Raw genomic sequence first — 22,483 nt, 5'->3', positions numbered from 1 at the left:
ACGGAAAGTGAAGCAGCCCATCACTTTGACGGATAGCGCTCGCCATGGGTGTGCCCTGCGATTTACGCACCGACGCAGTGCTATCCCGCCATCGGCGAATGTGGAATGAGGGAGGCGCGCGAGCCCACTCGGTAACCCGCGCCTGCGGACTCGCGGCCCACTATGCCTCCCATGGGCTGGTTGGCGGCGTGGGGATGTGGCGCCCCCGACCCATGGTGGCTGGGCGGCGAAGGGACATGCCTGGGCGCGTTGCCCGGGTTTCCCGAAAGCGAATTGGCCCAGCCGGGCGGTACCGACAAGGTTCCCAGTTGAGACGCTTGACCTAGGTTGGCCGCGGGTCCGCCGTCCAATCCCGCCGACCAGGGGTCGGCCAGCGACCCAACAGCGCCGAGCTCACCGGGGATTGCCTCCTCGGCGTCCAAAAGCGAATCGCCACCGACCAATTCGAGGCCGGAACCGGCCAGGTCGAGGGCAAATCCGCTGATGTCGGTGCTCAAACCGAAGCCGTCTGAACCGATCCCGATCGCATTGGTACCGATTTCGGGCGCAGCAGTACTGCCGACGTCAACCAGGCTGGTCATCGCGGTGGAGAGCAGCCGCGAGCCGGCCTGCATCCCTGCATGTGTGCCCTTGGTGACGCTTTTGGCTGAGTTGTGGGTCAGCCGCGACAGCAACGTGACAGAGGAGGAAATCCCCGACGATGCCAACGGCGCCCCCGCACCCATCGCGGCCGCTACGCCGCTGCGGGCGCCAGAGCCCGCGAGGCCCTGCAGGGTTGTCGACCCCCCCTGCGCCGTGCCACCGGATTGGGCAGCGGGGTCGCCCGGATTCGTGGTACTTGGCGGAGGCGCAAAAGCTGAAAGTGTGGAGACGGAAGCCGAATTGGCCGCATAGCCGTACATCGCCGCGGCGTCTTTGGCCCACATTTCGCTGTACTCGGCCTCAGCAGCCATGATGGCGGGCGTGTTCTGCCCGATCAGGTTGCCGGCAATCAATGCCGTCAACCGGACCCGGTTGGCGAGGATCAGCGGCGGTGGCACCGTCATCGCGTAAGCCGTTTCGTAGGCGGTCGCTGCGGTGGTGGCCTTGGTGGCCGCGTCCTCACATTGTGCGGCCGTCGTCCTCACCCATTCGACGTACGGCAGGACTGCGGCAGTCATCGCCATCGACGATGGGCCCGTCCACGAACCACTGGTCAACTCGGCGAGCACCGACTCGCACCTGCGGGCCGCGAGATGCATCTCTGCGGCCAGTTCCTCCCATTCCGCGGAGGCGGCCAGCAGCGTCGCGGGGCCGGGCCCCGCGTACATCCGGCCGGAATTCACTTCGGGCGGCAGCGTCTGAAAATCCATGTTGATCCTCGTCTCGGCCATCGTCGGGTCAGTGCGTCGCCGATTGCTGTAGCCGGTTTCAGCGGCTTTTGGAGGACTACTGTATACAGTATTCAGTTCGGGTCAACGCTGCTCATATGAAATTCATATGTTGCTGGCCGGGCGGGCTTGCAACCCAAGGCGAACATGGCGCCGATTGCTCGGGCGAGGGCTGCCCACCTTGGCGAGGTCCGGGCGGCAAACCCCGCCTATCGTGGTAGGCATGTGCCGGAACATCACCGAACTGCGCGGCTTGCAACCCGAGGCCACGGCCGAGGAGATCGCCGCGGCCGCGCGCCAATATGTGCGCAAAGTCAGCGGCATCACGCACCCGTCGGAGGCGAACGCCGAAGCGTTCGAGGTCGCGGTCGCCGAGGTCACCCAGACGACGACGCGATTGCTGCAGTCCCTGCCACCGCGCCGGCAACCGCCGAAGACCGTCCCGCCGTTGCGTCGACCCGAGGTAGTGGCCCGCCTGACCGCGGCGAAATGACGCTCACCGCAACGACGCCCGCGCTCAAGGAGTGGAGCGCCGCCGTGCATGCACTGCTGCACGGTCGGCAGTATGTGCTGTTACGCAAGGGCGGCATCGGGGAGAAGCGGTTTGACGTGGCGTCGCCGGAGTTCTTGTTGTTTCCGACGGTGGCGCACAGCCACCAAGAGCGGGTCCGGCCCGAGCATCGCGACCTGCTGGGGCCCGCGGCGGCCGACAGCACCGACGATCAGCTGGTGATCCGCGCGGCGGCGAAAGTGGTTGCTGCACTGGCGGTTAACCGGCCGGAGCGGCTCGAGATAATCGAGGACTTGCATATCTGGACCGCCGAATCGGTGCGCGCCGACCGGCTCGATTTCCGGCCCAAGCACAAACTTGCCGCGCTGGTGGTATCCGTGATTCCACTGGTCGAGCCGATACGCCTGACCCGTACCCCCGAACACCGGGGCTGCACCAGCTGGGTGCAGCTACCCGCGCGGCCGGCCTTGGCAGCGCCGACCCACGACGACGCCGCGCTAATCGAGATCGCCGCCCGGGTCCGCGACGCCGTTGGCTGACAGGTCGAGCGGGCCGACCGGCAGCAACAGCCGGGAGCGCCCGTAGTGAACGGCGTGGGTGGCCGGCTTCCATTGCCGGGCCGTCAGCGTCGGTTCTTCGGTGCCCAGGTTGCGCGCGTAGCGGGGGGACCAGCTGCCGGTGATCAGCAGCCGGATGCGTGAGCCGGCGCGGAAGCGGTGCGCGATCGCGTCGAGTTCGATGCTGACGGTCTGCGCCGGGGCGGTCAGCCGCCGGTAGCCGTCGCTGACGTTGCGGGACCGGCCCTTGGCGTCGACTTCGCTGACCCGGACGAACAGGTCGACGTGCGGATTGTCCGAGCTGTGCGCCAGCTCGACGACCGGGTTCCCGTACACGCACAGATCGTGCAGCAGGGTCGCGCTGTTGAAGGTCAGCACGTCATCGCGCAGTGCAAGGCGGCTGTCGTCGCGGTAACCGGCGAGCGGGGACAGCAGCGCACCGCCGGTGGTCGGTGTCGGGTCGGCAGGGTTGTAGCGGAACGTCGCCGGCGGCAATTCCGCCGGGTCGATCGGCGACGTGTCGTCCAGGTAGCGGCCGGGCCGCAGGTACAGGGCACGTTGGGAGGTGGCGGGCGGCCAGTCGCCCACGTTGCGCCAGCCCTGGCCGGTGACGCAGACGCGAACCGTGCTGGGCCGGCTCAGGGCCGTGGCGCCCGCCAGATGGGTGTCCAGCCAGTCCAACGATTCGCGCGCGCAGGTGGCCAGCCCCTTGGTGAGCAACTCGGTGTGCGCCCAGGGACCGATCGTCATCGCGACGTCGACGCCCCGGCCGCGCAGGTGCCGGTACTGCTGCAGCGTCTGGCGCAGGAAGACGTCCTGCCAGCCGCCGAGCAACAGCACCGGAACGTGCACGCGATCCAGCGACGAGCCGAACCGCAACCGCTCCCAGAACTGGTCGTTTGCCTCGGGGCTTTCCAGCCATGACTCGAACCATGGTGCTCCGGTGCCGAGCATCCGTCGGGCCGCCGCACCCAGGGGCGCCTCGGCGACCGCGCTTGCGACCTTGCGCGATGCCTGCAGTTGGCGGATTCCGGCCTTGATGCGCCCGGGGTCCTCCTGACGGGCAACGAGATCGCTCCAGCCCAGGAAGTCGCTGGCCGCAAACGACCCGGTACCCCACACCGACGCCGCAAAATCGTGCGGGCCCGCGGTGACGACGGCAGCTGCCAGCTGTGGCGGGGGATCCTGCAATATCGCCCACTGGGTGAATCCCAGATAGGACGGGCCGATGGTGGCGAACCGCCCGGTGAACCAGGGCTGCTCCACCAGCCACGCGACCGTGTCGGCGCCGTCGGTGGTTTCGTTGACCATCGGCTCGAACAGGCCGCCGGAACCGAACGTCCCGCGCACGCTCTGCAGCACGACGTGGTAGCCGCGCGACGCATACGGCCTGGCGAACAACAACGAGAACGGAAATCCACGCCCGTACGGTCCGCGCACCAACACAGTGCCGGCGGGGCTGGACGTGGCCGGTGCGTAGTGATCGGCCACCAGCTGCACGCCGTCGCGCATCGGGACTTCAACCCGGTTCACGGTGTAACCGGTGGTGGCCGGCCGCAGACCCAACAGCCGGCCCAACGCGTTGTCGGCGGCCTGAGTCAGGGTGTTCAGCGCGGCTTCCCCGGGTCGAGTCGATGTCATACTCACGCCCACCAGGTTAAGCCCGACCGACAACGGTGTTTGCTCCGACGCGAAACCGTTTCAGCGACAACACATCGCGCTCAGCCGGCCGCCTGCGCGGGCTAGAACTTGTAGTACGGGGTGAGGTCGTTGGCCCGCTGCAGGTTGGTCGACGGGCAGTCGACCTCGGGGTTGGAGTAGACCGTCGAGTAGAAGAGCGCCTGCTGGAGCACCCCGTAGCTGGTCTTGAACGCCACCATGCAGGAGAAGAACCAGTAGCTGTTGTGATAGGTCGGCTTCAGCACCCAGTACGTTGCGGCACGGTGTCCCTGGATCGTGGTCTCGAGGGCGTCGGGAGGCAGGGACTGCTCGTACGTGCGCCAGACGATGGGCTCGACGGCCAGCTGATAGTTACCCGCGTCGAATTGGCAGCGAAGCCCGTCCTGGGGCTCGGGAGGGGTGAACGCCAGCCCGAGCCGCTGCAGGACGTCGAACGGGATGTCCCGGCACGGATCGAACGGGCTCGGATCGGTGGTGGCCACGATCGGGCTCTTCATCGTGGTCTCCATCGGCGCCGCGGTCGACCGCAGCTCGACCGTGCCGCCTCCGGTCGGCGCGGGAGGGGCGCTCTGCCAACCCACGGTGCCCGCAATGACCGCCGTGATCAGCGCAGCAACCGCACCGATCAGACGAATCTTGGTGAACACGAAACCCCCTGACCTCGCGGCCGTCCCTTGCCGGGAGTGTATAGGTCGTGGCTGCAGGGTCACAGTGAAACGAGAACACGTTCTAATCCCGCAAGCAAGGCCCTAGCCGAACCCGGCCTATCCCACCGGGTCGTTAGGCTGGTTACTCGTGGTGACGCGTGACTCGACTAACGGGGGACAGCCGACAGGCCAACCGACATTGTGGGCGGTCTCCGACCTGCACACGGGTCACATGGGCAACAAGCCGGTCACCGAATCGCTTTACCCGTCGTCGCCGGATGACTGGCTGATCGTCGCCGGTGACGTCGCCGAACGCACCGACGAGATCCGTTGGGCCCTCGACCTGCTGCGACGCCGGTTCGCCAAGGTGATCTGGGTGCCGGGCAACCACGAGCTGTGGACCACCAATCGCGATCCCGCGCAGGTCTTCGGCAAGTCGCGTTACGACTACCTGGTCAACATGTGCGACGAGATGGGCGTGGTCACACCGGAACATCCCTTCCCGGTGTGGACCGAACGCGGCGGGCCGGCCACGATCGTGCCGATGTTCTTGCTCTACGACTACACCTTCTTGCCAGAGGGGGCGCGGAGCAAAGCCGAAGGCCTGGAAATCGCGCGCCAGCGCAACGTGGTGGCCACCGACGAATTCCTGCTCTCCGCGGAGCCGTACCCGACCCGCGACGCCTGGTGTCGCGAGCGGGTGGAGATCACCCGCGCCCGCCTCGAACAACTCGACTGGATGACGCCGACCATCCTGGTGAACCACTTCCCGCTGGTGCGCGACCCCTGCGACGCGTTGTTCTATCCGGAATTCTCGCTGTGGTGCGGGACCACCAAGACCGCCGACTGGCACACCCGCTACAACGCTGTCTGCTCGGTTTACGGCCACTTACATATTCCCCGAACCACCTGGTATGACGACGTGCGCTTCGAGGAATGCTCGGTGGGCTATCCGCGGGAGTGGCGGCGCCGCAAGCCCCCCAGCTGGCTGCGCCAGATCTTGCCGGACCCGCAGTACCCGCCCGGTTCTCTGAACGAATTCGGTGGCCACTTCCAGATCACGCCTGAGATGCGGGAACAGTCCGCGAAGTTCCGTGAACGATTGCGAGAGCGGCAGTCGCGATGACCGCAGACCTGCTCGTGTCGTCGGTGTTGCCGGCGACGCAGGGTATGGCCTATTCGGAGTTGTACTCGGACCCGCCCGGCCTGGTTCCGTTGCCCGAAGAAGAGCCGCTGATCGCCAAGTCGGTTGCCAAGCGGCGCAACGAGTTCATCACTGTCCGGTATTGCGCCCGGATCGCACTGGGTGAGCTGGGCCTGCCGCCGGTGCCGATCCTCAAAGGCGACAAGGGAGAACCCTGCTGGCCCGACGGTGTGGTCGGCAGCCTCACTCACTGCACCGGATATCGCGGTGCGGTGGTGGGGCGCAGTGCCGCGGTGCGCTCGGTGGGGATCGACGCCGAACCACACGACACGTTGCCGAACGGCGTGCTGGATGCGATCAGCCTGCCCGAGGAGCGCGGCGAAATCCCCCAGGTAATGTCCGCTGACCTGCACTGGGATCGAATCCTGTTCTGCGCCAAGGAAGCAACGTACAAGGCGTGGTTTCCGCTGACCAAGCGATGGCTGGGTTTCGAAGACGCCCACATCACCTTCGAGGCCGATGGCCCCGGGTCGGCGACCGGTGGGTTCGTCTCGCGGATCCTGATCGACGGCGAGGCGCTGACAGGTCCGCCGCTCACCGCGCTGCGGGGCCGTTGGGCGGTCGAGCGCGGCCTGGTGTTGACCGCGATCGTGCTGTGACCCAAAGCCTTACCGGTCCAGGCATCGTCGTCGTCGACAAGCCGGCCGGAATGACCAGCCACGATGTCGTGGGGCGCTGCCGTCGAATCTTCGCCACCCGACGCGTGGGCCACGCGGGGACGCTGGACCCGATGGCCACCGGCGTGCTGGTGATCGGGATCGACCGTGCCACCAAGATCCTCGGCCTGTTGACGGCGTCGGAGAAGTCATATGCCGGCAGCATCCGCCTGGGCCAGACCACCTCCACCGAAGACGCCGAAGGCGAACTGCTGCAAAGCATCTCGGCCGAACATCTGACCGACGAGGAGATCGCCGCCGCGGTCGCCGCGCTGCGCGGAGATATCGAACAGGTGCCGTCGGCGGTCAGCGCGATCAAGGTCGGTGGCCGCCGCGCGTATCAATTGGTCCGCGAGGGCCAGCCCGTCGAGCTCAAGGGCCGCCCGGTGCGCATCGACCGGTTCGAGGTGTCGGCGACCCGGCGGGACGCCGGCGGCGTGATCGATCTCGACGTCGACGTCGACTGCTCGTCGGGGACCTACATCCGTGCGCTGGCCCGCGATCTCGGGTCCGCGCTCGGAGTGGGCGGCCATTTGACGTCGTTGCGGCGCACCCGCGTCGGCCATTTCGAGTTGGACCAGGCGCGCTCACTCGACGAACTGGCCGAACAGCCGCGGCTGAACTGGACGCTGGACGACGCGTGCCTGCTGGTGTTCCCGCGCCGCGACCTGAACCCCGAGGAGGCCGAGGCGACCAGCCACGGCCGGTCCTTGCCGCCGGGCGGTATCGACGGTGTCTATGCCGCCGCCGACGAGCACGGCCGGGTGATCGCGCTGTTGCGCGACGAGGGTTCTCGGACCAAGTCGGTGGTGGTAATCCGCCCCGCGACGCTCTAGCCGGGCGGGTCAGAGCCGGCTGAGCAGTTCGGCCTTTTTCGTGGCGAACTCCTCGTCGGAGAGGATGCCGCGCTGATGCAATCCGGCCAGCGATTCGATGGCCGCGACGATGGCCGCAGCATCGTCGGAGGGACCGGAAGCGGGCTTGGGTATCTGAGGTGCAAATTGCGGCGGCGGGCTCGATTGGTACTGCGACTGAGATGGCGGCTGGTGCGGCGGGGCTTGGGCCGCAGCCGGAGCTGGGGCGGGTGTCGCGGCCGGAGTTTGCGCCGCCGGTTGCGCGCCGAGGTCACGCAAGCTCGCGACGCCGAAGGTGCCGAACTGGCTGGTGAAGCTCACTGAGCCGTAACCACCACCCTGCTGCTGTTGCACGCCGCCGATGTGATGCTCTCCGGTATCGAAAATCCTTGTGACACCGCTGATCTGGATCGCCAGACGCCGGGTGCCAGGAAAGAATGCGTAGCGCACATCGTTCTGCCCGCCCGCCGCGCTCGGGGCCCCGAGGTCGGCCGGCCACCAGTTGTTCGATGGAAGCAACCCCATCTCGATGTGCGAGGTCGCGGGTGGAAATACCGCGGTGGTGGCGAGCAGCTGAACCAATTCGTTGCACAGCGCATCGACGCGCGCCTTGAGCGCGTTGTCGAACATGTTGCCGACCATCGTCATGCCGCCCCGCATCCATTGCCCGCTTCCGCCGAGCTCGGGAATGGAGAACTGGGCCATGGTGCCCCCACCGGTGCGCAGCGCAACCAGCATGGCCAGCACCGCGTCTTGAGAGAGCCCATGGCGCTGGGCGATCTCGGCGATGGCGTCGGCGGCCTCCGGGGTAACCGTTGCCTTCATAGTCGTGAGTCTTTCGTCGTCGGTCTGCATTCGAGCGTACGCAAGTCAGGGGCTACTGAGCATGAGACGGCCACCTGACGGGCGGGGGTTCCAGCCGGTGACCACGCACGGTTAAGCTGCCGACTAGACGGGTGTCAACACCCCAAGCCGTTCGAAAGGGGCGCGCTATGTCCAACAAGGTTTACGTGATCGGCGTCGGCATGACGAAATTCGAGAAGCCGGGCCGCCGCGAGGGCTGGGATTACCCGGACATGGCGCGCGAGTCGGGGACCAACGCCCTGGCCGACGCCGGCATCGACTACAGCGAGATCGAACAGGGCTACGTCGGCTACGTCTATGGCGAGTCGACAGCGGGGCAGCGGGCGCTCTACGAACTGGGATTGACCGGTATCCCCATCGTGAACGTCAACAACAACTGCTCGACCGGCTCCACCGCGCTGTTCATGGCGGCGCAAGCCATTCGCGGCGGCCTGGCCGACTGCACGATCGCGCTCGGGTTCGAGAAGATGAAGCCCGGTTCGCTTGCGACTACCTACGAAGACCGCACCAATCCGATGGACAAGCACGTCAAGGCGATGGCCGAGATCAGCGAGTTCGCCTTCCCGGCGGCGCCGTGGATGTTCGGCGCGGCCGGTCGCGAGCACATGAAGCAATACGGGTCCACCGCCGAACACTTCGCCAAGATCGGCCACAAGAACCACAAGCATTCGGTGAACAACCCGTTCGCACAGTTCCAGGAGGAGTACTCCCTCGACGACATCCTGGCGGCGAAGATGATCTATGACCCGCTCACCAAGCTGCAGTGCTCGCCGACGTCGGATGGTTCGGGCGCGGCGATCCTGGCCTCGGAGGGATTCGTCGACCGCCACGGATTGGCTAGTCAGGCGGTGGAGATCGTCGGCCAGGCCATGACGACCGACTTCAAGTCCACCTACGACGGCACCGCCAAGGGCCTCATCGGCTACGACATGAATGTGCAAGCATCGCAACGGGTTTACGACCAGTCCGGTCTCGGCCCCGACGACTTCCAGGTGATCGAACTGCACGACTGTTTCTCGGCCAACGAGCTGCTGCTCTATGAGGCCCTCGGTCTGTGCGGTCTGGGCGAGGCGCCCAAGCTGATCGACAACGGCGACACCACCTACGGCGGACGGTGGGTGGTCAACCCGTCCGGGGGCCTGATCTCCAAGGGTCACCCGCTGGGCGCGACCGGGCTGGCGCAGTGCGCCGAACTGACCTGGCAGCTGCGGGGCAAGGCCGACAAGCGTCAGGTCGACAACGTCACCGCCGCACTGCAACACAACATCGGGCTCGGCGGAGCCGCCGTCGTCACCGCGTACCAGCGGGCCGAGCGCTGAGCGGCGCAGCAGGCCCCGGGGGCCAAGAGGGGAAGCCATGATCGAGTGGTCCGACACCGACCTGATGATGCGGGATGCCGTTCGTCAGTTCGTGGACAAGGAGATCCGCCCGCATCTGGACGAACTGGAAACCGGTGCGCTGTCGCCTTATCCGATCGCCCGCAAGTTTTTCAGCCAGTTCGGCCTGGACGTGCTGGCCGCCGAGTCGGTCAAAAAGATGCTGGATCGCGAGCGCGCCAAGAGCAACGGCGAGAGTAAGCGCGAAAAGCAGGACAGCGCAGATGATTCGGGCGGCATGGGCGTCCAGGGGTCGATGGTCGCGGTACTGGTTTCCGAAATCGCGCGGGTCAGCATCGGATTGCTGAGCACCGCGTCGGTCAGCCTTGGTCTGGGCGCAACGACCATCATGAGTCGCGGCACGCTGGCTCAAAAAGAACGCTGGCTGCCCGAGCTGATGACGCTGGAAAAGATTGCGGCGTGGGCGATTACCGAACCGGACTCCGGTTCGGACGCGTTCGGCGGAATGAAAACCTACGTCAAGCGTGACGGCGAGGATTACCTCCTCAACGGGCAGAAAACGTTCATCACCAATGGTCCTAACGCCGACGTCCTAATCGTGTACGCGAAACTGGACGAAGGCGACGCTTCCGTGGACAAGCGGAACCGCTCCGTGCTGGTTTTCGTGCTCGACTCGGGGATGGAAGGCCTCACCCAGGGCAAGCCCTTCAAGAAGATGGGCATGATGTCCTCGCCGACCGGCGAACTGTTCTTCGACAACGTGCGGCTGAGCCCGGACCGGTTGCTCGGCGAAAGTGAACAGCACGCCAGCGGCGACGGCCGGGACAGCGCCCGCGACAATTTCGCCGCCGAACGGATCGGGATCGCGATGATGGCGCTGGGCATCATCAACGAGTGCCACCGGCTGTGCGTGGATTACGCGAAGGCCCGCACACTATGGGGCAAGAACATCGGGCAATTCCAGCTGATCCAACTCAAGCTGGCGAAGATGGAAATAGCGCGAATGAACGTGCAGAACATGGTGTTTCAGACGATCGAGCGCCAGCAGGCCGGTAAACCGCTGACGTTGGCCGAAGCGTCGGCCGTCAAGCTGTACTCGTCGGAGGCGGCCACCGAGGTGGCGATGGAGGCCGTGCAATTGTTCGGCGGTAACGGCTATATGGCCGAGTATCGGGTGGAGCAGCTGGCCCGCGATGCGAAATCGTTGATGATTTACGCGGGCAGTAACGAGGTTCAGGTCACCCACATCGCCAAGGGGCTACTCGCCGACTAGAACTTGGGGCGGCGGCCCGCCGCGCCCGGCTGCGCCGAGCTCGCGATCGCCGACTGGGACTTGGGGCGGCGACCCGCCGCGCCCGGCTGCGCCGAGCTCGCGATCGCCGACTGGGACTTGGGGCGGCGACCCGCCGCGCCCGGCTACGCCGAGCTCGCGATCGCCGACTGAAGCAGCTAAGCCACGACCCAGACGGCCCGGGCGGCCGGACTGCCCAGATCGACGGTGGTCTCGGCGCCATCGGCTGATTCGATCGCGACCGAGATCATGCCGGCGAACTCGCGCCGGGTCAGGACCCGCAACCGCGAGTCGAGACTGATCCCGACGCTGGAGAAATAACGCAGCATCTCGGGGTCGGCATCGGAGATCCGGGCCACCGTCGCGGTCTCGCCATCGCCGCACGCCCACAGCTGGCGGGCGGGCGGGGTGGGCACTTGTCCGTCGGAGGCCGGGATCGGGTCACCGTGCGGGTCGCGCTGCGGGAACCCCAGCTTGGCGTCGATGCGGGCGACCAGGCGATCCGATACCGCGTGTTCGAGCACCTCGGCCTCGTCGTGGACCTCGTCCCAGCCGTAGCCGAGCTCGTTGACCAGGAAGGTCTCCAGCAGCCGGTGCCGGCGCACCACCTCCAGCGCCGCTCGCCGGCCCGCTTCGGTCAGCGTCACCGCACCGTACTTCGCGTGGTCGACCAGCCCCTGCTCGGCGAGTTTGCGGATCGACTCCGAGGCCGTGCTGGCCGACACCCCGATCCGGTCGGCGAGCATTTTGGTGCTGACCTTTTCCACCGACCACTCTTGGGCATTCCAAATGACCTTGAGATAGTCCTGGCCAACCGCGGTGAGACCGCCAGCCTCGTCGTCAGCCCTCACAGTCGGAAGTTTAGGCACTCGACGTCTGATGTGGTGTGGTGACCGGCCCAGTCGGCGTGGTTGTGCCGAAACGCCCGGGCCGGTACTGCGGAATCGGGATCCTTCGGCGCGTCGGGCGACTGTGCACCGTAGGCTTGCGGTCGTGCAGCGGTGGCGCGGCCAAGACGAGATCCCCACTGACTGGGGCAGATGTGTGCTCACCATCGGGGTGTTCGACGGCGTGCACCGCGGTCACGCCGAATTGATTGCGCACGCGGTGAAAGCCGGGCGGGCGCGCAACGTGCCTGCCGTGCTGATGACCTTCGACCCGCACCCGATGGAAGTGGTCTATCCGGGCAGTCACCCGGCCCAGCTGACCACCCTGACCCGCCGCGCCGAACTCGTCGAAGAGTTGGGTGTCGACGTCTTCCTGGTGATGCCGTTCACCACGGATTTCATGAAACTCACGCCGGAGCGCTACGTCCACGAGCTGCTGGTGGAAAACCTGCACGTCGTTGAGGTCGTGGTGGGGGAGAACTTCACCTTCGGCAAGAAGGCGATGGGCAGTGTTGACACCCTGCGCAAGGCCGGTGAGCGGTTCGGATTCGCAGTGGAGTCGATGTCACTGCTGTCCGAGCACCTCAGCAACGAGACCGTGACGTTCTCGTCCACCTACATCCGCTCCTGTGTGGACGCCGGCGACATGGGGGCGGCCACCGAGGCGCTGGGCCGGCCGCACCGCGTCGAAGGCGTCGTGGTCCGCGGCCACGGGCGTGGCGCCGAGTTGGGCTTTCCGACCGCCAATGTCGCGCCGCCGATGTACTCGGCCATCCCGGCCGACGGCGTGTACGCCGCCTGGTTCACCGTGCTCGGGCATGGGCCGGTGACCGGCACCGTCGTCCCGGGTGAGCGCTACCAGGCCGCTGTCTCCGTCGGTACCAACCCGACCTTCTCCGGGCGCACCCGCACCGTCGAAGCGTTCGTCCTCGATACCACCGCCGACCTGTACGGACAGCATGTCGCCCTGGACTTCGTCACCCGCATCCGCGGACAGCACAAGTTCGATTCGATTAAGGAACTGGTGGACGCGATCGCGACCGACACCGAGCGGACGCGTTCGCTGCTCTCCGACTGACCGCATCCGACGATTCGGGGCGGGCACCTGTTCACTGCTAAACTGCCCGACGACATCGGCGCGTGCTGCAGTTCGCGGTGGCCGGGCCTTGATATCCGATGATCGCGGACCAATTGATGGAGATATTTCGTGGCGCTTACTGCCGAGCAGAAAAAAGAAATTCTGGGCCAATACGGCCTGCATGACACCGACACCGGATCGCCGGAGGCGCAGATCGCGCTGCTGACCAAGCGGATCGCCGACTTGACCGAGCACCTCAAGATCCACAAGCACGACCACCACTCGCGGCGCGGATTGCTGCTGCTGGTGGGACGTCGGCGTCGGCTGATCAAATACATCTCGCAGATCGACGTCGAGCGCTACCGCTCGCTGATCGATCGGCTGGGCCTTCGTCGTTGACGTCTGGCCCGTCCCACGCCACCCTGGCGGGCCAATGAGTTCGCCGGTGTAGAGTGGGAGCGTTCTGGGCCAGTCTGGCCTGAACAAATGGTGCGGTGCACGCAGATCCGTGTGTTCCGTTCCAGCGTGTCACGACGGAAGCAGCCCGGTCTGTATCGGGCGGTCTTCGGTAGTGGCAGCCGGGCTCTCCGGATCTGGGGCAGGTCGGCCGCTTCGATCGATGGCCGTAGCCGCATTCAGACTCTAGTTTCTCAGGGAAGCTCCGAACCCCTCTGCGGGTTGCGTGTGACCACGCGAAAAAAGCTGAATAACCCAGAGAGGCTGCACGGACACCTATGTCTGTAGCTCAAATTGATGAAGGCGTGTACGAAGCGACCGCCACAATCGACAACGGGACCTTTGGTACCCGCACCATCCGTTTCGAGACCGGCCGGCTGGCCCAACAGGCCGCCGGCGCCGTCGTCGCCTACCTCGACGACGAAACCATGCTGCTGAGCGCGACCACCGCCAGCAAGACCCCGAAAGACCATTTCGACTTCTTCCCCTTGACGATCGACGTCGAGGAGCGGATGTATGCCGCCGGCCGTATCCCCGGATCGTTCTTCCGGCGCGAGGGCAGGCCGTCCACCGACGCGATCCTGACCTGCCGGCTCATCGACCGGCCACTGCGCCCGACGTTCGTCGCGGGCCTGCGTAACGAGATCCAGGTCGTCGTCACGATCTTGAGCCTGGATCCCAAGGATCTGTACGACGTGCTGGCCATCAACGCCGCATCGGCGTCGACTCAGATTTCCGGGCTACCGTTCTCCGGCCCCGTCGGCGGCGTGCGGGTTGCGCTGATCGACGGCCAGTGGGTTGCGTTCCCCACCGTCGAGCAGCTCGAAGGCGCGGTGTTCGACATGGTCGTGGCCGGCCGCAAGGCTGGCGATGACGTCGCGATCATGATGGTCGAGGCCGAAGCCACCGACAATGTCATCGATTTGATCGACGGTGGCGCCGGTGCACCAACCGAAAGCGTTGTGGCCGAAGGCCTTGAGGCGGCCAAGCCGTTCATCGCCGCGTTGTGTACCGCGCAGCAGGAGCTGGCTGATGCTGCTGGCAAGGAAACCGCCGAGTACCCGGTATTCCCGGACTACCAGGAAGACGTGTACTACTCGGTCGCCTCGGTGGCCACCGACGAGCTGGCCAAGGCGCTGACTATCGGCGGCAAGGCCGAGCGCGACGCGCGCACCGACGAGCTCAAGGCCGAGGTGCTGGCGCGGCTCGCCGAGACCTACGAGGGCCGGGAGAAAGAGGTCAGCGCCGCATTCCGCTCGCTGACCAAGAAGCTGGTCCGCCAGCGCATCCTGACCGACCACTTCCGCATCGACGGCCGCGGCATCACCGACATCCGCGCGCTGTCGGCCGAGGTCGCCGTGGTGCCGCGGGCACACGGCAGCGCGCTGTTCGAGCGCGGCGAGACCCAGATCCTGGGTGTCACCACGCTGGACATGGTCAAGATGGCCCAGCAGATCGACTCGCTGGGACCCGAAACCTCCAAGCGCTACATGCACCACTACAACTTCCCGCCGTTCTCCACCGGCGAGACCGGCCGCGTCGGTTCGCCTAAGCGACGCGAGATCGGGCACGGCGCGCTGGCCGAGCGGGCCCTGATGCCGGTGCTGCCCAGCACCGAAGAATTCCCGTACGCCATCCGCCAGGTCTCGGAAGCATTGAGCTCCAACGGCTCCACGTCGATGGGCTCGGTCTGTGCCTCCACGCTGTCGCTGCTGAACGCCGGTGTGCCGCTGAAGGCACCGGTCGCAGGCATCGCGATGGGCCTGGTCTCCGACGACGTTGAGGTCGACGGCAAGACCGAGCGCCGCTTCGTCACCCTCACCGACATCCTCGGCGCCGAGGATGCGTTCGGCGACATGGACTTCAAGTGCGCGGGCACCAAGGACTTCGTCACGGCGTTGCAGTTGGACACCAAGCTCGACGGGATCCCGTCGAGCGTGCTTGCGGGCGCGCTCGCGCAGGCCAAGGACGCGCGACTGACGATTCTCGAGGTGATGGCCGAGGCGATCGACGCGCCCGACCAGATGAGCCCCTACGCGCCGGTGGTGACCACCATCAAGGTGCCGATCGACAAGATCGGTGAGGTCATCGGCCCCAAGGGCAAGATGATCAATTCCATCACCGAGGAGACCGGCGCACAGATCTCCATCGAGGACGACGGCACCGTGTACGTCGGCGCCACCAACGGCCCCTCGGCACAGGCCGCGATCGACAGGATCAACGCCATCGCCAATCCGCAGTTGCCGACGGTCGGGGAGCGATTCCTCGGAACCGTGGTCAAGACAACGGATTTCGGTGCTTTCGTGTCGCTGCTGCCCGGCCGTGACGGTCTGGTGCATATCTCCAAGCTCGGCAGGGGCAAGCGCATCGCGAAGGTCGAGGACGTGGTGAACGTCGGCGACAAGCTGCGCGTCGAGATCGCCGACATCGACAAGCGGGGCAAGATCTCGCTGGTCCTGGTGGCCGAAGAGGACGGGGCCGACAATGGGTCCGCCCCCGAAGCCCCGGCCGACTCCCCGGAGACCGCGCCAGCCGATGCCGCCAGCTCAGTCTAGAAAGCCAGCAGCTGACCCCGCGCTGCGGCGGGGCAAGAACGCCGCCGCAGCGAATCCCGAACCCCAGGCCGCCCTTCGGCGCACGACGTTGCCGGGCGGGCTGCGGGTGGTCACCGAGTACCTACCCGCGGTCCGGTCCGCGTCGGTCGGGGTGTGGGTCGGAGTCGGATCGCGCGATGAAGGCGCCACCGTCGCCGGTGCGGCGCACTTCCTCGAGCATCTGCTGTTCAAGTCGACGCCGACCCGGACCGCGGTGGGCATCGCCCAAGAGATGGACGCCGTCGGCGGTGAGCTGAACGCATTCACCGCCAAGGAGCACACCTGCTACTACGCGCACGTGCTCGACAGCGACCTGGAGCTGGCCGTCGACCTGGTTGCCGACGTGGTCCTCAACGGCCGCTGCGCCATCGAAGACGTCGAGGTCGAACGCGATGTCGTCCTCGAGGAAATCGCGATGCGCGACGACGACCCGGAGGACTCGCTGGGGGACACGTTCCTCTCGGCGCTCTTTGGTGACCATCCGGTGGGACGCCCGGTCATCGGTACCGCGCAATCCGTATCGGCGATGACCCGGGCCCAGCTGCACTCATTCCACCTGCGGCGCTACACGCCGGAACGGATGGTCGTCGCGGTGGCCGGCAATGTCGACCACGACGAGGTGGTCGCGCTGGTGCGCGAGCACTTCGGGTCGCGTTTGGTGCGCGGGCGCCAGCCCGTTTCGCCGCGCAAGGGCACCGGACGAGTGGCCGGCAGCCCGCAATTGTCGGTAACCAAGAGGGACGCCGAGCAGACCCACGTATTGCTCGGTGTGCGCACCCCCGGACGGGGTTGGGAACATCGCTGGGCGTTGTCGGTGCTGCATGCCGCGCTGGGCGGCGGGCTGAGCTCCCGGCTGTTCCAAGAGGTTCGCGAATCACGCGGGCTGGCCTACTCGGTCTACTCGTCGGTCGACACGTTTTCCGATAGCGGTGCGCTGTCGGTGTATGCGGCGTGTTTGCCCGAGCGGTTCGCCGAGGTCATGCGGGTGACCAGTCACGTGCTCGAATCGGTGGCCCGCGACGGGATCACCGAGGCGGAGTGCCGCATCGCCAAGGGTTCCTTGCGTGGCGGGATCGTTCTCGGCCTGGAAGACTCCAGTTCTCGTATGAGTCGTATCGGTCGTAGCGAATTGAACTATGGCAAGCACCGCAGTATCGAGTACAGCTTGCGGCGGATCGACGAGGTCACCGTCGACGAGGTCAATGCGGTGGCCAGCCGGCTGCTGACCAAGAGCTACGGTGCCGCTGTTCTGGGGCCATATGCTTCGAAACGATCTCTCCCGCAACAACTTCGGGCGATGGTAAATTAGCCGGATGGTACTGGGCTTTTGGGATATCGCGGTGCCCATCGTGGGCGCGCCGATGTCGGGCGGACCCGGCAGCCCGGCATTGGCGGCGGCGGTGTCCAATGCGGGCGGACTCGGTTTCGTCCCCGCCGGGTACTTGAGCGCGGATCAGTTTGCGCAGGACGTCGCCGCGGCGCGCGCCGCCACCACCGGCCCGCTCGGCGTGAACCTGCTTGTGCCGCAACCCAGTGTCGCCGACTGGGTAGCACTGGATTTCTACGCGGACGAACTCGAAGGGGTCGCCGAGCACTACCAGGTCCAGGTGGGCCGGCCCGAGTACGGGCACGACGACGACTGGGCGCGCAAGCTCGAGGTGGTGGCCGACGTCCGCCCGGAGCTGGTGTCCTTCACCTACGGCGTGCCGTCACCGGATGTGATCCGGCGGTTGGGAGCGCTGGGGCTGCTGGTGATGGTTACGGTGACATCGCTTTACGAGGCCGGGGTGGCCGTCGCCGCCGGTGCGGACAGCCTGGTGGTCCAGGGCCCAAATGCCGGCGGGAACCGCGCCACCTTCGCGCCCGATATGGACCCCGGTAGCGAGTCGCTGTTTCAGCTGATCGACCGGATCCACCGGGCGCATCGCGACCTCCCGATCATCGCAGCGGGCGGGCTGGGCACCGCCGAGGATGTCGCCGGCGTACTGCGCAGGGGAGCGGTGGCCGCACAGGTGGGGACCGCGCTGCTGCTCAGCGACGAGGCCGGCACCAGTCCCGGGCACCGGGTCGCCATGATGAACCAACTCTTCGCCAAGACCATCGTCACGCGCGCGTTCTCGGGCCGGTACGCGCGCGGTCTGGAGAACGAATTCATTCGTCTCTTCGACAACGTGGCGCCGCTGGGCTATCCCGAGGTCAACCAGATGACGCTGCCGATCCGGCAAGCCGCGGCCGACCGGGAAGATCCGCAAGGGATGAACCTGTGGGCGGGAACGTCGTTCCGCAAGGCGCAGTCTGGTCCGGTGGCCGATATCGTCGCGAGTCTCACGCCCAACGACTAGCGCATCGTGCCAGAACTAACCCGCCGACGGATGGTGTTGGCCGCGTTGGCGGTACCGGCGCTGACGGCCTCGGGTCGCGCCCTGGCCGCACCCGGTGCGGATCCCGCGGGAATCCACGACCGTTTGGCTGAGCTGGAACGCCAATACAACGCGTACATCGGGCTTTTCGCAACGGATGGCGGGTCGGGGCGGACCCTGGCGCATCGCGACGACGACCCGTTCGCGATGTGCTCGACGTTCAAGACCTACGCCGCGGCGCGGGTGTTGCAGAAGGCGCAACACGGCGAATTAGATTTGCAGCAAGCGGTTTTCATCGATCCCGCCGCGCTGCTGCCCAACTCCCCGGTGACCGCACCGCAGGCCGGCAACACCATGCCGCTCGCACAATTGTGCGCCGCGGCATTACAGCACAGCGACAACGTCGCCGCCAACCTGCTGTTGGCCGAGATCGGCGGACCGCCGGCCGTCACCGACTTCGCTCGTTCCATCGGCGACGAGCGCACCCGGTTGGACCGCTGGGAGATCGAATTGAACACCGCGATTCCCGGCGACCCGCGTGATACCAGCACCCCGCGGGCCCTGGGCATCGGAGTCCGAAATCTGCTCACCGGGACGGTTCTCGGCGACCCACAGCGCCGTCAGCTGGACCAGTGGATGCGCGACAACGTGACCTCCAGCATGCGGGCGGCGCTGCCGCCGGGCTGGACCACCGCCGACAAGACCGGCACCGGGGATTACGGCAGCACCAACGACATCGGCATGGTCTACGGGCCAAACGGGCAGCGGGTGCTGCTGTCGCTGATGACGCGCTCACAGTCCGCGAACCCCGACGCCGGTGCGTTGCGGCCGCTGATCGCCGAGGTGGCGGGGTCGGTGCTGCCGTGGCTGACCGGGCAGGGCTGAGCGTCAGGTCAGTACGCTGGCCGGTTCGCTGAACGGCATGCTGAGGTCGGCGGCCACCCGTTCGGACAGCAGGGCGCCCTCATGTGTCGAGAGTCCTTTAGCCAGAGCGGGATTCGACCGGCAGGCCTCCTGCCAGCCCTGGTCGGCGAGCCTGAGCACGTACGGCATGGTCGCGTTGGTCAGCGCGTAGGTCGAGGTCTTCGGGACCGCGCTCGGCATGTTCGCCACGCAGTAGAACAGCGTGTCGTGCACGGCGAACGTCGGATCGTCGTGGGTCGTCGGTCGCGAATCTTCGAAGCAACCGCCCTGGTCGATGGAGATGTCCACCAGCACGGCACCCGGTTTCATCTGTGCAACAAGCGAATTAGTGATCAATTTCGGCGCCTTGGCACCGGGCACCAGGACGGCCCCGATCACCAGGTCGGCGTGTCTGACGGCACCTTCGAGCTCGTAAGCCGACGAGTGGCGGGTCTGGATGTGGCCGGTGAACTCGGCGTCGAGGAGCCGGAGCTTGTCGATGTTGAGGTCCAGCACCCTGACGCTGGCCCCCATGCCGCCGGCCACCCGGGCCGCGTTGTAGCCGGCGGTGCCGGCGCCGATGACCACGACGTCGGCGGGCTTGACGCCCGGCACGCCGCCCATCAGCACACCGCGTCCGCCCTGCGTCCGCATCAGGTGGTAAGCCCCGATCTGGGCGGACAACCGGCCGGCGACTTCACTCATCGGGGCCAACAATGGAAGCGCGCCGTCTGCTGTCTGAACGGTCTCGTAGGCGATCGACGTTGTGCCGGAGGTCAATAGCGCGCCGGTGCACGCACGCGACGCGGCCAAGTGCAGGTAGGTGAACAGGACCTGTTGGGGTCGCAACAGGGCATACTCGGCCGGCAGCGGTTCTTTGACCTTGAGCAGCAGGTCAGCATCGGCCCACACCTGGTCGGCGGAGCTGAGCAGGTGCGCGCCCGCCGCCTTGAACTCCATGTCGGCGATTGCCGACCCTTCTCCGGCGCCGGCCTGGACGAGCACCTCGTGGCCGCGGTGCGTCAATTCGGCGACGCCTGCCGGGGTGATGGCCACCCTGAATTCGTTGTTTTTGGTCTCGGTGGGAATGCCGACTCGCATGCTTCAATTGTGAAGAAAGTTCACCTAAGTGGCAAACAGGCTGATGTTAATTCTATAAGATGACTGCATGACCGATAAGTCAACGGATATCGGGGGCCAACTGGCGGAGCCGCCGAAGGATGTTCGGCCTGCCGACCTCGACAACGTCGACCGCAGAATCCTGAGTCTGCTGCACGCCGACGCGCGCATCACCAACAACGCGCTCGCCGATGCCGTCGGGATCGCGGCGTCGACGTGTCATGGCCGGGTGCGGCGGCTGGTGGACCTCGGTGTCATCCGTGGTTTCTACACCGACATCGACCCGGTCGCGGCGGGAATGCCGCTCCAAGCGATGATCTCGGTCAACCTGCAATCCAATGCGCGTGGCAAGATCCGCAGCTTCATCCACCAGATCCGGGGCAGGCGACAGGTGATGGACGTCTACTTCCTCGCCGGTGCAGACGATTTCATCCTGCACGTCGCCGCCCGCGACACCGAGGACCTGCGTTCCTTCGTGGTCGAGAACCTCAACGCCGACGCCGACGTCGCCGGAACCCAGACCTCATTGATCTTCGAACATCTCCGTGGAGCCGCGCCGATTTAGGCTTATGATCTTCGGATGACCGACCCGGGTGTGTGGGTCACCGACGCGGCAGACTCCCGATGACGGGACGCGATCCCGCGGTAGCCGTCGTCGGGGCGGGCATGTCCGGATTGTGTGTCGCAATTGCGTTGCTGCGCAGCGGTATTACCGATGTCACCCTCTACGAAAAAGCCGGCGAAGTGGGTGGTACCTGGCGCGAAAACACCTACCCCGGTCTGGTCTGCGACATACCGTCGCGGGTCTACCAATACACCTTCGCCCGAAATCCGAAATGGTCGCACATGTTCTCGCCGGGCGGTGAAATCCAGGCCTACTTCCGTGGTATCGCCGACCAATTCGGGCTCCGTGACCGGATCCGGTTCGGCACCGAAATCGTCGACGCGCGATTCGAGGACGGCCGCTGGAGATTGCGCACGAATGCCGGAGCGGAGTCGACGGTGGACTTCCTGATCTCGGCGACCGGTGTGCTGCATCATCCGCGAATACCATCGATCGCCGGTTTGGAAGAGTTCGGCGGCAACACTTTTCACTCCGCACGCTGGGATCACGGTGTCGATCTGGAAGGTCGCCGCATCGCGGTTGTCGGCAACGGGTCGACGGGTGCGCAGCTCGTCTGCGGTCTGGCCGGCGTGGCGGGCAAAGTCATGCTATTCCAGCGCACCCCGCAATGGGTGCTGTTTTTGCCCAACCCCCGCTACAGCAGGTTCACCAGCATTACCCGCAACACATTGCCGTGGCTCGATCGAGTGGCCTACCGGGTGTACAGCTTCGGCTACGACATGTTCGCGGTGGGGCTCACCAAGCCGGGCTTGCGCCGAAAGATCATGGGAGCACTGTGCCGCGCCTCCCTCTGGGAGGTGCGTGACCCCGGGCTGCGTCGGGCCCTGACTCCCGATTACGCGCCGATGTGCAAACGACTGGTGATGTCGAATCGCTTCTACCGGGCGATCCAGCGCGACGACGTTGACCTGGTCACCGCCGGCATCGACCATGTGGAGCGGCGGGGCATCGTCACCGAGGACGGCATCTTGCACGAAGCGGACATCATCGTGCTGGCCACCGGGTTCGACACCCACGCGTTCTTTCGCCCGATGCAACTAATCGGCCGCGACGGGATCACGGCCGAGGAGGTGTGGCGCGACGGCCCACGGGCCTTTCACACCGTCGCGCTGCCGGGTTTCCCCAACTTCTTCATGATGCTCGGGCCACACAGTCCAGTGGGAAACCTGGCGCTGACGACGGTGGCCGAATCGCAGGCCGACCACATCCTGCAGTGGATTCAGCGTTGGCGTCACGGAGAATTCGAGACGGTCGAGCCGACGGCGTCGGCGACCGACGAATTCAACGATGAGCTGCGTGCCGCGATGCCCGACACCGTGTGGACCACGGGCTGCGACAGCTGGTATCTGAACAAGGACGGTGTTCCCGAGATCTGGCCCTTCACGCCGGCCAGGCACCGCGCGATGCTGGCGAATCCCGACCCCGGCCAGTACGACCTGCGCGGGCAGGCCGCGGACCGCTGAGGACACCTCGGGGGGAAACCCGGTACC

Annotated in this window: 22 protein-coding genes; 16 read left to right on the top strand and 6 right to left on the bottom strand. The window is 66.2% G+C overall.

What is annotated here, in order from left to right; all coding sequences use genetic code 11:
* Positions 1–80: 80 nt before the first annotated feature.
* Positions 81–1,352 carry a PPE family protein gene (locus ACTXG5_RS23695; protein WP_445161109.1) on the bottom strand — a complete coding sequence of 424 codons (1,272 nt, stop codon included), beginning with the start codon at positions 1,350–1,352 and terminating at the stop codon, positions 81–83.
* A gap of 241 nt (positions 1,353–1,593) precedes the next feature.
* Between ACTXG5_RS23695 and ACTXG5_RS23690 the strand changes: the two genes are divergently transcribed.
* Both ACTXG5_RS23690 and ACTXG5_RS23685 read left to right on the top strand, forming a co-directional pair.
* The gene (locus ACTXG5_RS23690) at positions 1,594–1,863 is read left to right on the top strand and encodes a DUF2277 domain-containing protein (protein ID WP_445161108.1); all 270 of its coding nucleotides are present in this window, start codon (positions 1,594–1,596) and stop codon (positions 1,861–1,863) included.
* The gene (locus tag ACTXG5_RS23685; protein WP_445161107.1) at positions 1,860–2,420 is read left to right on the top strand and encodes a DUF1802 family protein; all 561 of its coding nucleotides are present in this window, start codon (positions 1,860–1,862) and stop codon (positions 2,418–2,420) included. Before ACTXG5_RS23690 ends, ACTXG5_RS23685 begins: the two co-directional genes overlap by 4 nt.
* Here the strand turns inward: ACTXG5_RS23685 and ACTXG5_RS23680 are convergent.
* Positions 2,379–4,085: a CocE/NonD family hydrolase gene (locus ACTXG5_RS23680; protein ID WP_445161106.1), complete on the bottom strand. Its 1,707-nt coding sequence runs from the start codon at positions 4,083–4,085 to the stop codon at positions 2,379–2,381. The genes ACTXG5_RS23685 and ACTXG5_RS23680 overlap by 42 nt on opposite strands.
* 95 nt (positions 4,086–4,180) lie before the next feature.
* A complete protein-coding gene (locus tag ACTXG5_RS23675) occupies positions 4,181–4,765 on the bottom strand; it encodes a DUF3558 domain-containing protein (RefSeq protein WP_445161105.1) in 585 nt (194 codons plus the stop codon).
* Between the two features lie 151 nt (positions 4,766–4,916).
* On the opposite strand from ACTXG5_RS23675, the gene ACTXG5_RS23670 reads away from it, so the two are divergent.
* Genes ACTXG5_RS23670 through truB form a run of 3 tightly spaced genes read left to right on the top strand, consistent with a single transcriptional unit; the run spans position 4,917 to position 7,461 of the window.
* Positions 4,917–5,891 carry a metallophosphoesterase family protein gene (locus ACTXG5_RS23670; RefSeq protein ID WP_445164563.1) on the top strand — a complete coding sequence of 325 codons (975 nt, stop codon included), beginning with the start codon at positions 4,917–4,919 and terminating at the stop codon, positions 5,889–5,891.
* Positions 5,888–6,568 (top strand): 4'-phosphopantetheinyl transferase PptT, encoded by a 681-nt coding sequence (gene pptT / locus ACTXG5_RS23665; RefSeq protein WP_445161104.1) that lies wholly within the window; start codon positions 5,888–5,890, stop codon positions 6,566–6,568. Before ACTXG5_RS23670 ends, pptT begins: the two co-directional genes overlap by 4 nt.
* A complete protein-coding gene (gene truB, locus ACTXG5_RS23660) occupies positions 6,565–7,461 on the top strand; it encodes a tRNA pseudouridine(55) synthase TruB (protein WP_445161103.1) in 897 nt (298 codons plus the stop codon). The genes pptT and truB overlap by 4 nt, the downstream gene beginning before the upstream one ends.
* A gap of 9 nt (positions 7,462–7,470) precedes the next feature.
* Here truB and ACTXG5_RS23655 read toward each other — a convergent pair whose 3' ends face one another.
* A complete protein-coding gene (locus ACTXG5_RS23655) occupies positions 7,471–8,304 on the bottom strand; it encodes an SHOCT domain-containing protein (RefSeq protein WP_445161102.1) in 834 nt (277 codons plus the stop codon).
* A gap of 167 nt (positions 8,305–8,471) precedes the next feature.
* On the opposite strand from ACTXG5_RS23655, the gene ACTXG5_RS23650 reads away from it, so the two are divergent.
* Genes ACTXG5_RS23650 through ACTXG5_RS23640 form a run of 3 tightly spaced genes read left to right on the top strand, consistent with a single transcriptional unit; the run spans position 8,472 to position 11,124 of the window.
* Entirely contained in the window at positions 8,472–9,662 is a 1,191-nt protein-coding gene (locus ACTXG5_RS23650; RefSeq protein WP_445161101.1) for a lipid-transfer protein, read from the top strand.
* Positions 9,663–9,699: 37 nt separating this feature from the next.
* On the top strand, positions 9,700–10,953 hold the full coding sequence (locus ACTXG5_RS23645) for an acyl-CoA dehydrogenase family protein (protein ID WP_445161100.1): 1,254 nt from the start codon (positions 9,700–9,702) through the stop codon (positions 10,951–10,953).
* A 3-nt stretch (positions 10,954–10,956) separates the two neighbouring features.
* Entirely contained in the window at positions 10,957–11,124 is a 168-nt protein-coding gene (locus ACTXG5_RS23640) for a hypothetical protein (RefSeq protein WP_445161099.1), read from the top strand.
* A 5-nt stretch (positions 11,125–11,129) separates the two neighbouring features.
* On the opposite strand, the gene mntR is transcribed toward ACTXG5_RS23640, so the two are convergent.
* Entirely contained in the window at positions 11,130–11,822 is a 693-nt protein-coding gene (gene mntR, locus ACTXG5_RS23635) for a manganese-binding transcriptional regulator MntR (RefSeq protein WP_445161098.1), read from the bottom strand.
* A 142-nt stretch (positions 11,823–11,964) separates the two neighbouring features.
* Between mntR and ACTXG5_RS23630 the strand changes: the two genes are divergently transcribed.
* From ACTXG5_RS23630 to bla, 6 genes are all read left to right on the top strand, one after another.
* Complete coding sequence (locus tag ACTXG5_RS23630) at positions 11,965–12,936, top strand: bifunctional riboflavin kinase/FAD synthetase (protein ID WP_445161097.1); 972 nt, start codon at positions 11,965–11,967, stop codon at positions 12,934–12,936.
* A 129-nt stretch (positions 12,937–13,065) separates the two neighbouring features.
* Positions 13,066–13,335 (top strand): 30S ribosomal protein S15, encoded by a 270-nt coding sequence (gene rpsO / locus ACTXG5_RS23625; RefSeq protein WP_313861104.1) that lies wholly within the window; start codon positions 13,066–13,068, stop codon positions 13,333–13,335.
* Between the two features lie 335 nt (positions 13,336–13,670).
* Positions 13,671–15,947: a polyribonucleotide nucleotidyltransferase gene (locus ACTXG5_RS23620; protein WP_445161096.1), complete on the top strand. Its 2,277-nt coding sequence runs from the start codon at positions 13,671–13,673 to the stop codon at positions 15,945–15,947.
* Positions 15,928–17,295 (top strand): M16 family metallopeptidase, encoded by a 1,368-nt coding sequence (locus ACTXG5_RS23615; RefSeq protein WP_445161095.1) that lies wholly within the window; start codon positions 15,928–15,930, stop codon positions 17,293–17,295. The genes ACTXG5_RS23620 and ACTXG5_RS23615 overlap by 20 nt, the downstream gene beginning before the upstream one ends.
* 4 nt (positions 17,296–17,299) lie before the next feature.
* Positions 17,300–18,328, top strand: a complete 1,029-nt coding sequence (locus tag ACTXG5_RS23610; protein ID WP_445161094.1) for a nitronate monooxygenase — start codon at positions 17,300–17,302, stop codon at positions 18,326–18,328.
* Between the two features lie 6 nt (positions 18,329–18,334).
* Complete coding sequence (bla, locus tag ACTXG5_RS23605; protein WP_445161093.1) at positions 18,335–19,231, top strand: class A beta-lactamase; 897 nt, start codon at positions 18,335–18,337, stop codon at positions 19,229–19,231.
* Positions 19,232–19,234: 3 nt separating this feature from the next.
* Here the strand turns inward: bla and ald are convergent, their stop codons facing one another.
* Entirely contained in the window at positions 19,235–20,350 is a 1,116-nt protein-coding gene (gene ald / locus ACTXG5_RS23600) for an alanine dehydrogenase (RefSeq protein WP_445161092.1), read from the bottom strand.
* 67 nt (positions 20,351–20,417) lie between these two features.
* On the opposite strand from ald, the gene ACTXG5_RS23595 reads away from it, so the two are divergent.
* On the top strand, positions 20,418–20,933 hold the full coding sequence (locus tag ACTXG5_RS23595) for an Lrp/AsnC family transcriptional regulator (RefSeq protein ID WP_445161091.1): 516 nt from the start codon (positions 20,418–20,420) through the stop codon (positions 20,931–20,933).
* A gap of 59 nt (positions 20,934–20,992) precedes the next feature.
* Entirely contained in the window at positions 20,993–22,456 is a 1,464-nt protein-coding gene (locus ACTXG5_RS23590; RefSeq protein WP_445161090.1) for a flavin-containing monooxygenase, read from the top strand.
* Positions 22,457–22,483 lie beyond the last annotated feature (27 nt).

This window comes from Mycobacterium sp. Dal123C01 (assembly GCF_052566995.1).
Note: the sequence above shows the minus strand (reverse complement) of the source record. Positions and strands in the feature narration are given on the sequence as shown.

Coding starts and splice junctions, on each gene's coding strand:
- ACTXG5_RS23695 (WP_445161109.1), bottom strand. CDS start 1,352: ATGGATTTTCAGACGCTGCCGCCCGAAGTGAATTCCGGCCGGATGTAC.
- ACTXG5_RS23690 (WP_445161108.1), top strand. CDS start 1,594: ATGTGCCGGAACATCACCGAACTGCGCGGCTTGCAACCCGAGGCCACG.
- ACTXG5_RS23685 (WP_445161107.1), top strand. CDS start 1,860: ATGACGCTCACCGCAACGACGCCCGCGCTCAAGGAGTGGAGCGCCGCC.
- pptT (WP_445161104.1), top strand. CDS start 5,888: ATGACCGCAGACCTGCTCGTGTCGTCGGTGTTGCCGGCGACGCAGGGT.
- ACTXG5_RS23655 (WP_445161102.1), bottom strand. CDS start 8,304: ATGAAGGCAACGGTTACCCCGGAGGCCGCCGACGCCATCGCCGAGATC.
- ACTXG5_RS23650 (WP_445161101.1), top strand. CDS start 8,472: ATGTCCAACAAGGTTTACGTGATCGGCGTCGGCATGACGAAATTCGAG.
- ACTXG5_RS23645 (WP_445161100.1), top strand. CDS start 9,700: ATGATCGAGTGGTCCGACACCGACCTGATGATGCGGGATGCCGTTCGT.
- ACTXG5_RS23620 (WP_445161096.1), top strand. CDS start 13,671: ATGTCTGTAGCTCAAATTGATGAAGGCGTGTACGAAGCGACCGCCACA.
- ACTXG5_RS23615 (WP_445161095.1), top strand. CDS start 15,928: ATGCCGCCAGCTCAGTCTAGAAAGCCAGCAGCTGACCCCGCGCTGCGG.
- ACTXG5_RS23610 (WP_445161094.1), top strand. CDS start 17,300: ATGGTACTGGGCTTTTGGGATATCGCGGTGCCCATCGTGGGCGCGCCG.
- ald (WP_445161092.1), bottom strand. CDS start 20,350: ATGCGAGTCGGCATTCCCACCGAGACCAAAAACAACGAATTCAGGGTG.
- ACTXG5_RS23595 (WP_445161091.1), top strand. CDS start 20,418: ATGACCGATAAGTCAACGGATATCGGGGGCCAACTGGCGGAGCCGCCG.
- ACTXG5_RS23590 (WP_445161090.1), top strand. CDS start 20,993: ATGACGGGACGCGATCCCGCGGTAGCCGTCGTCGGGGCGGGCATGTCC.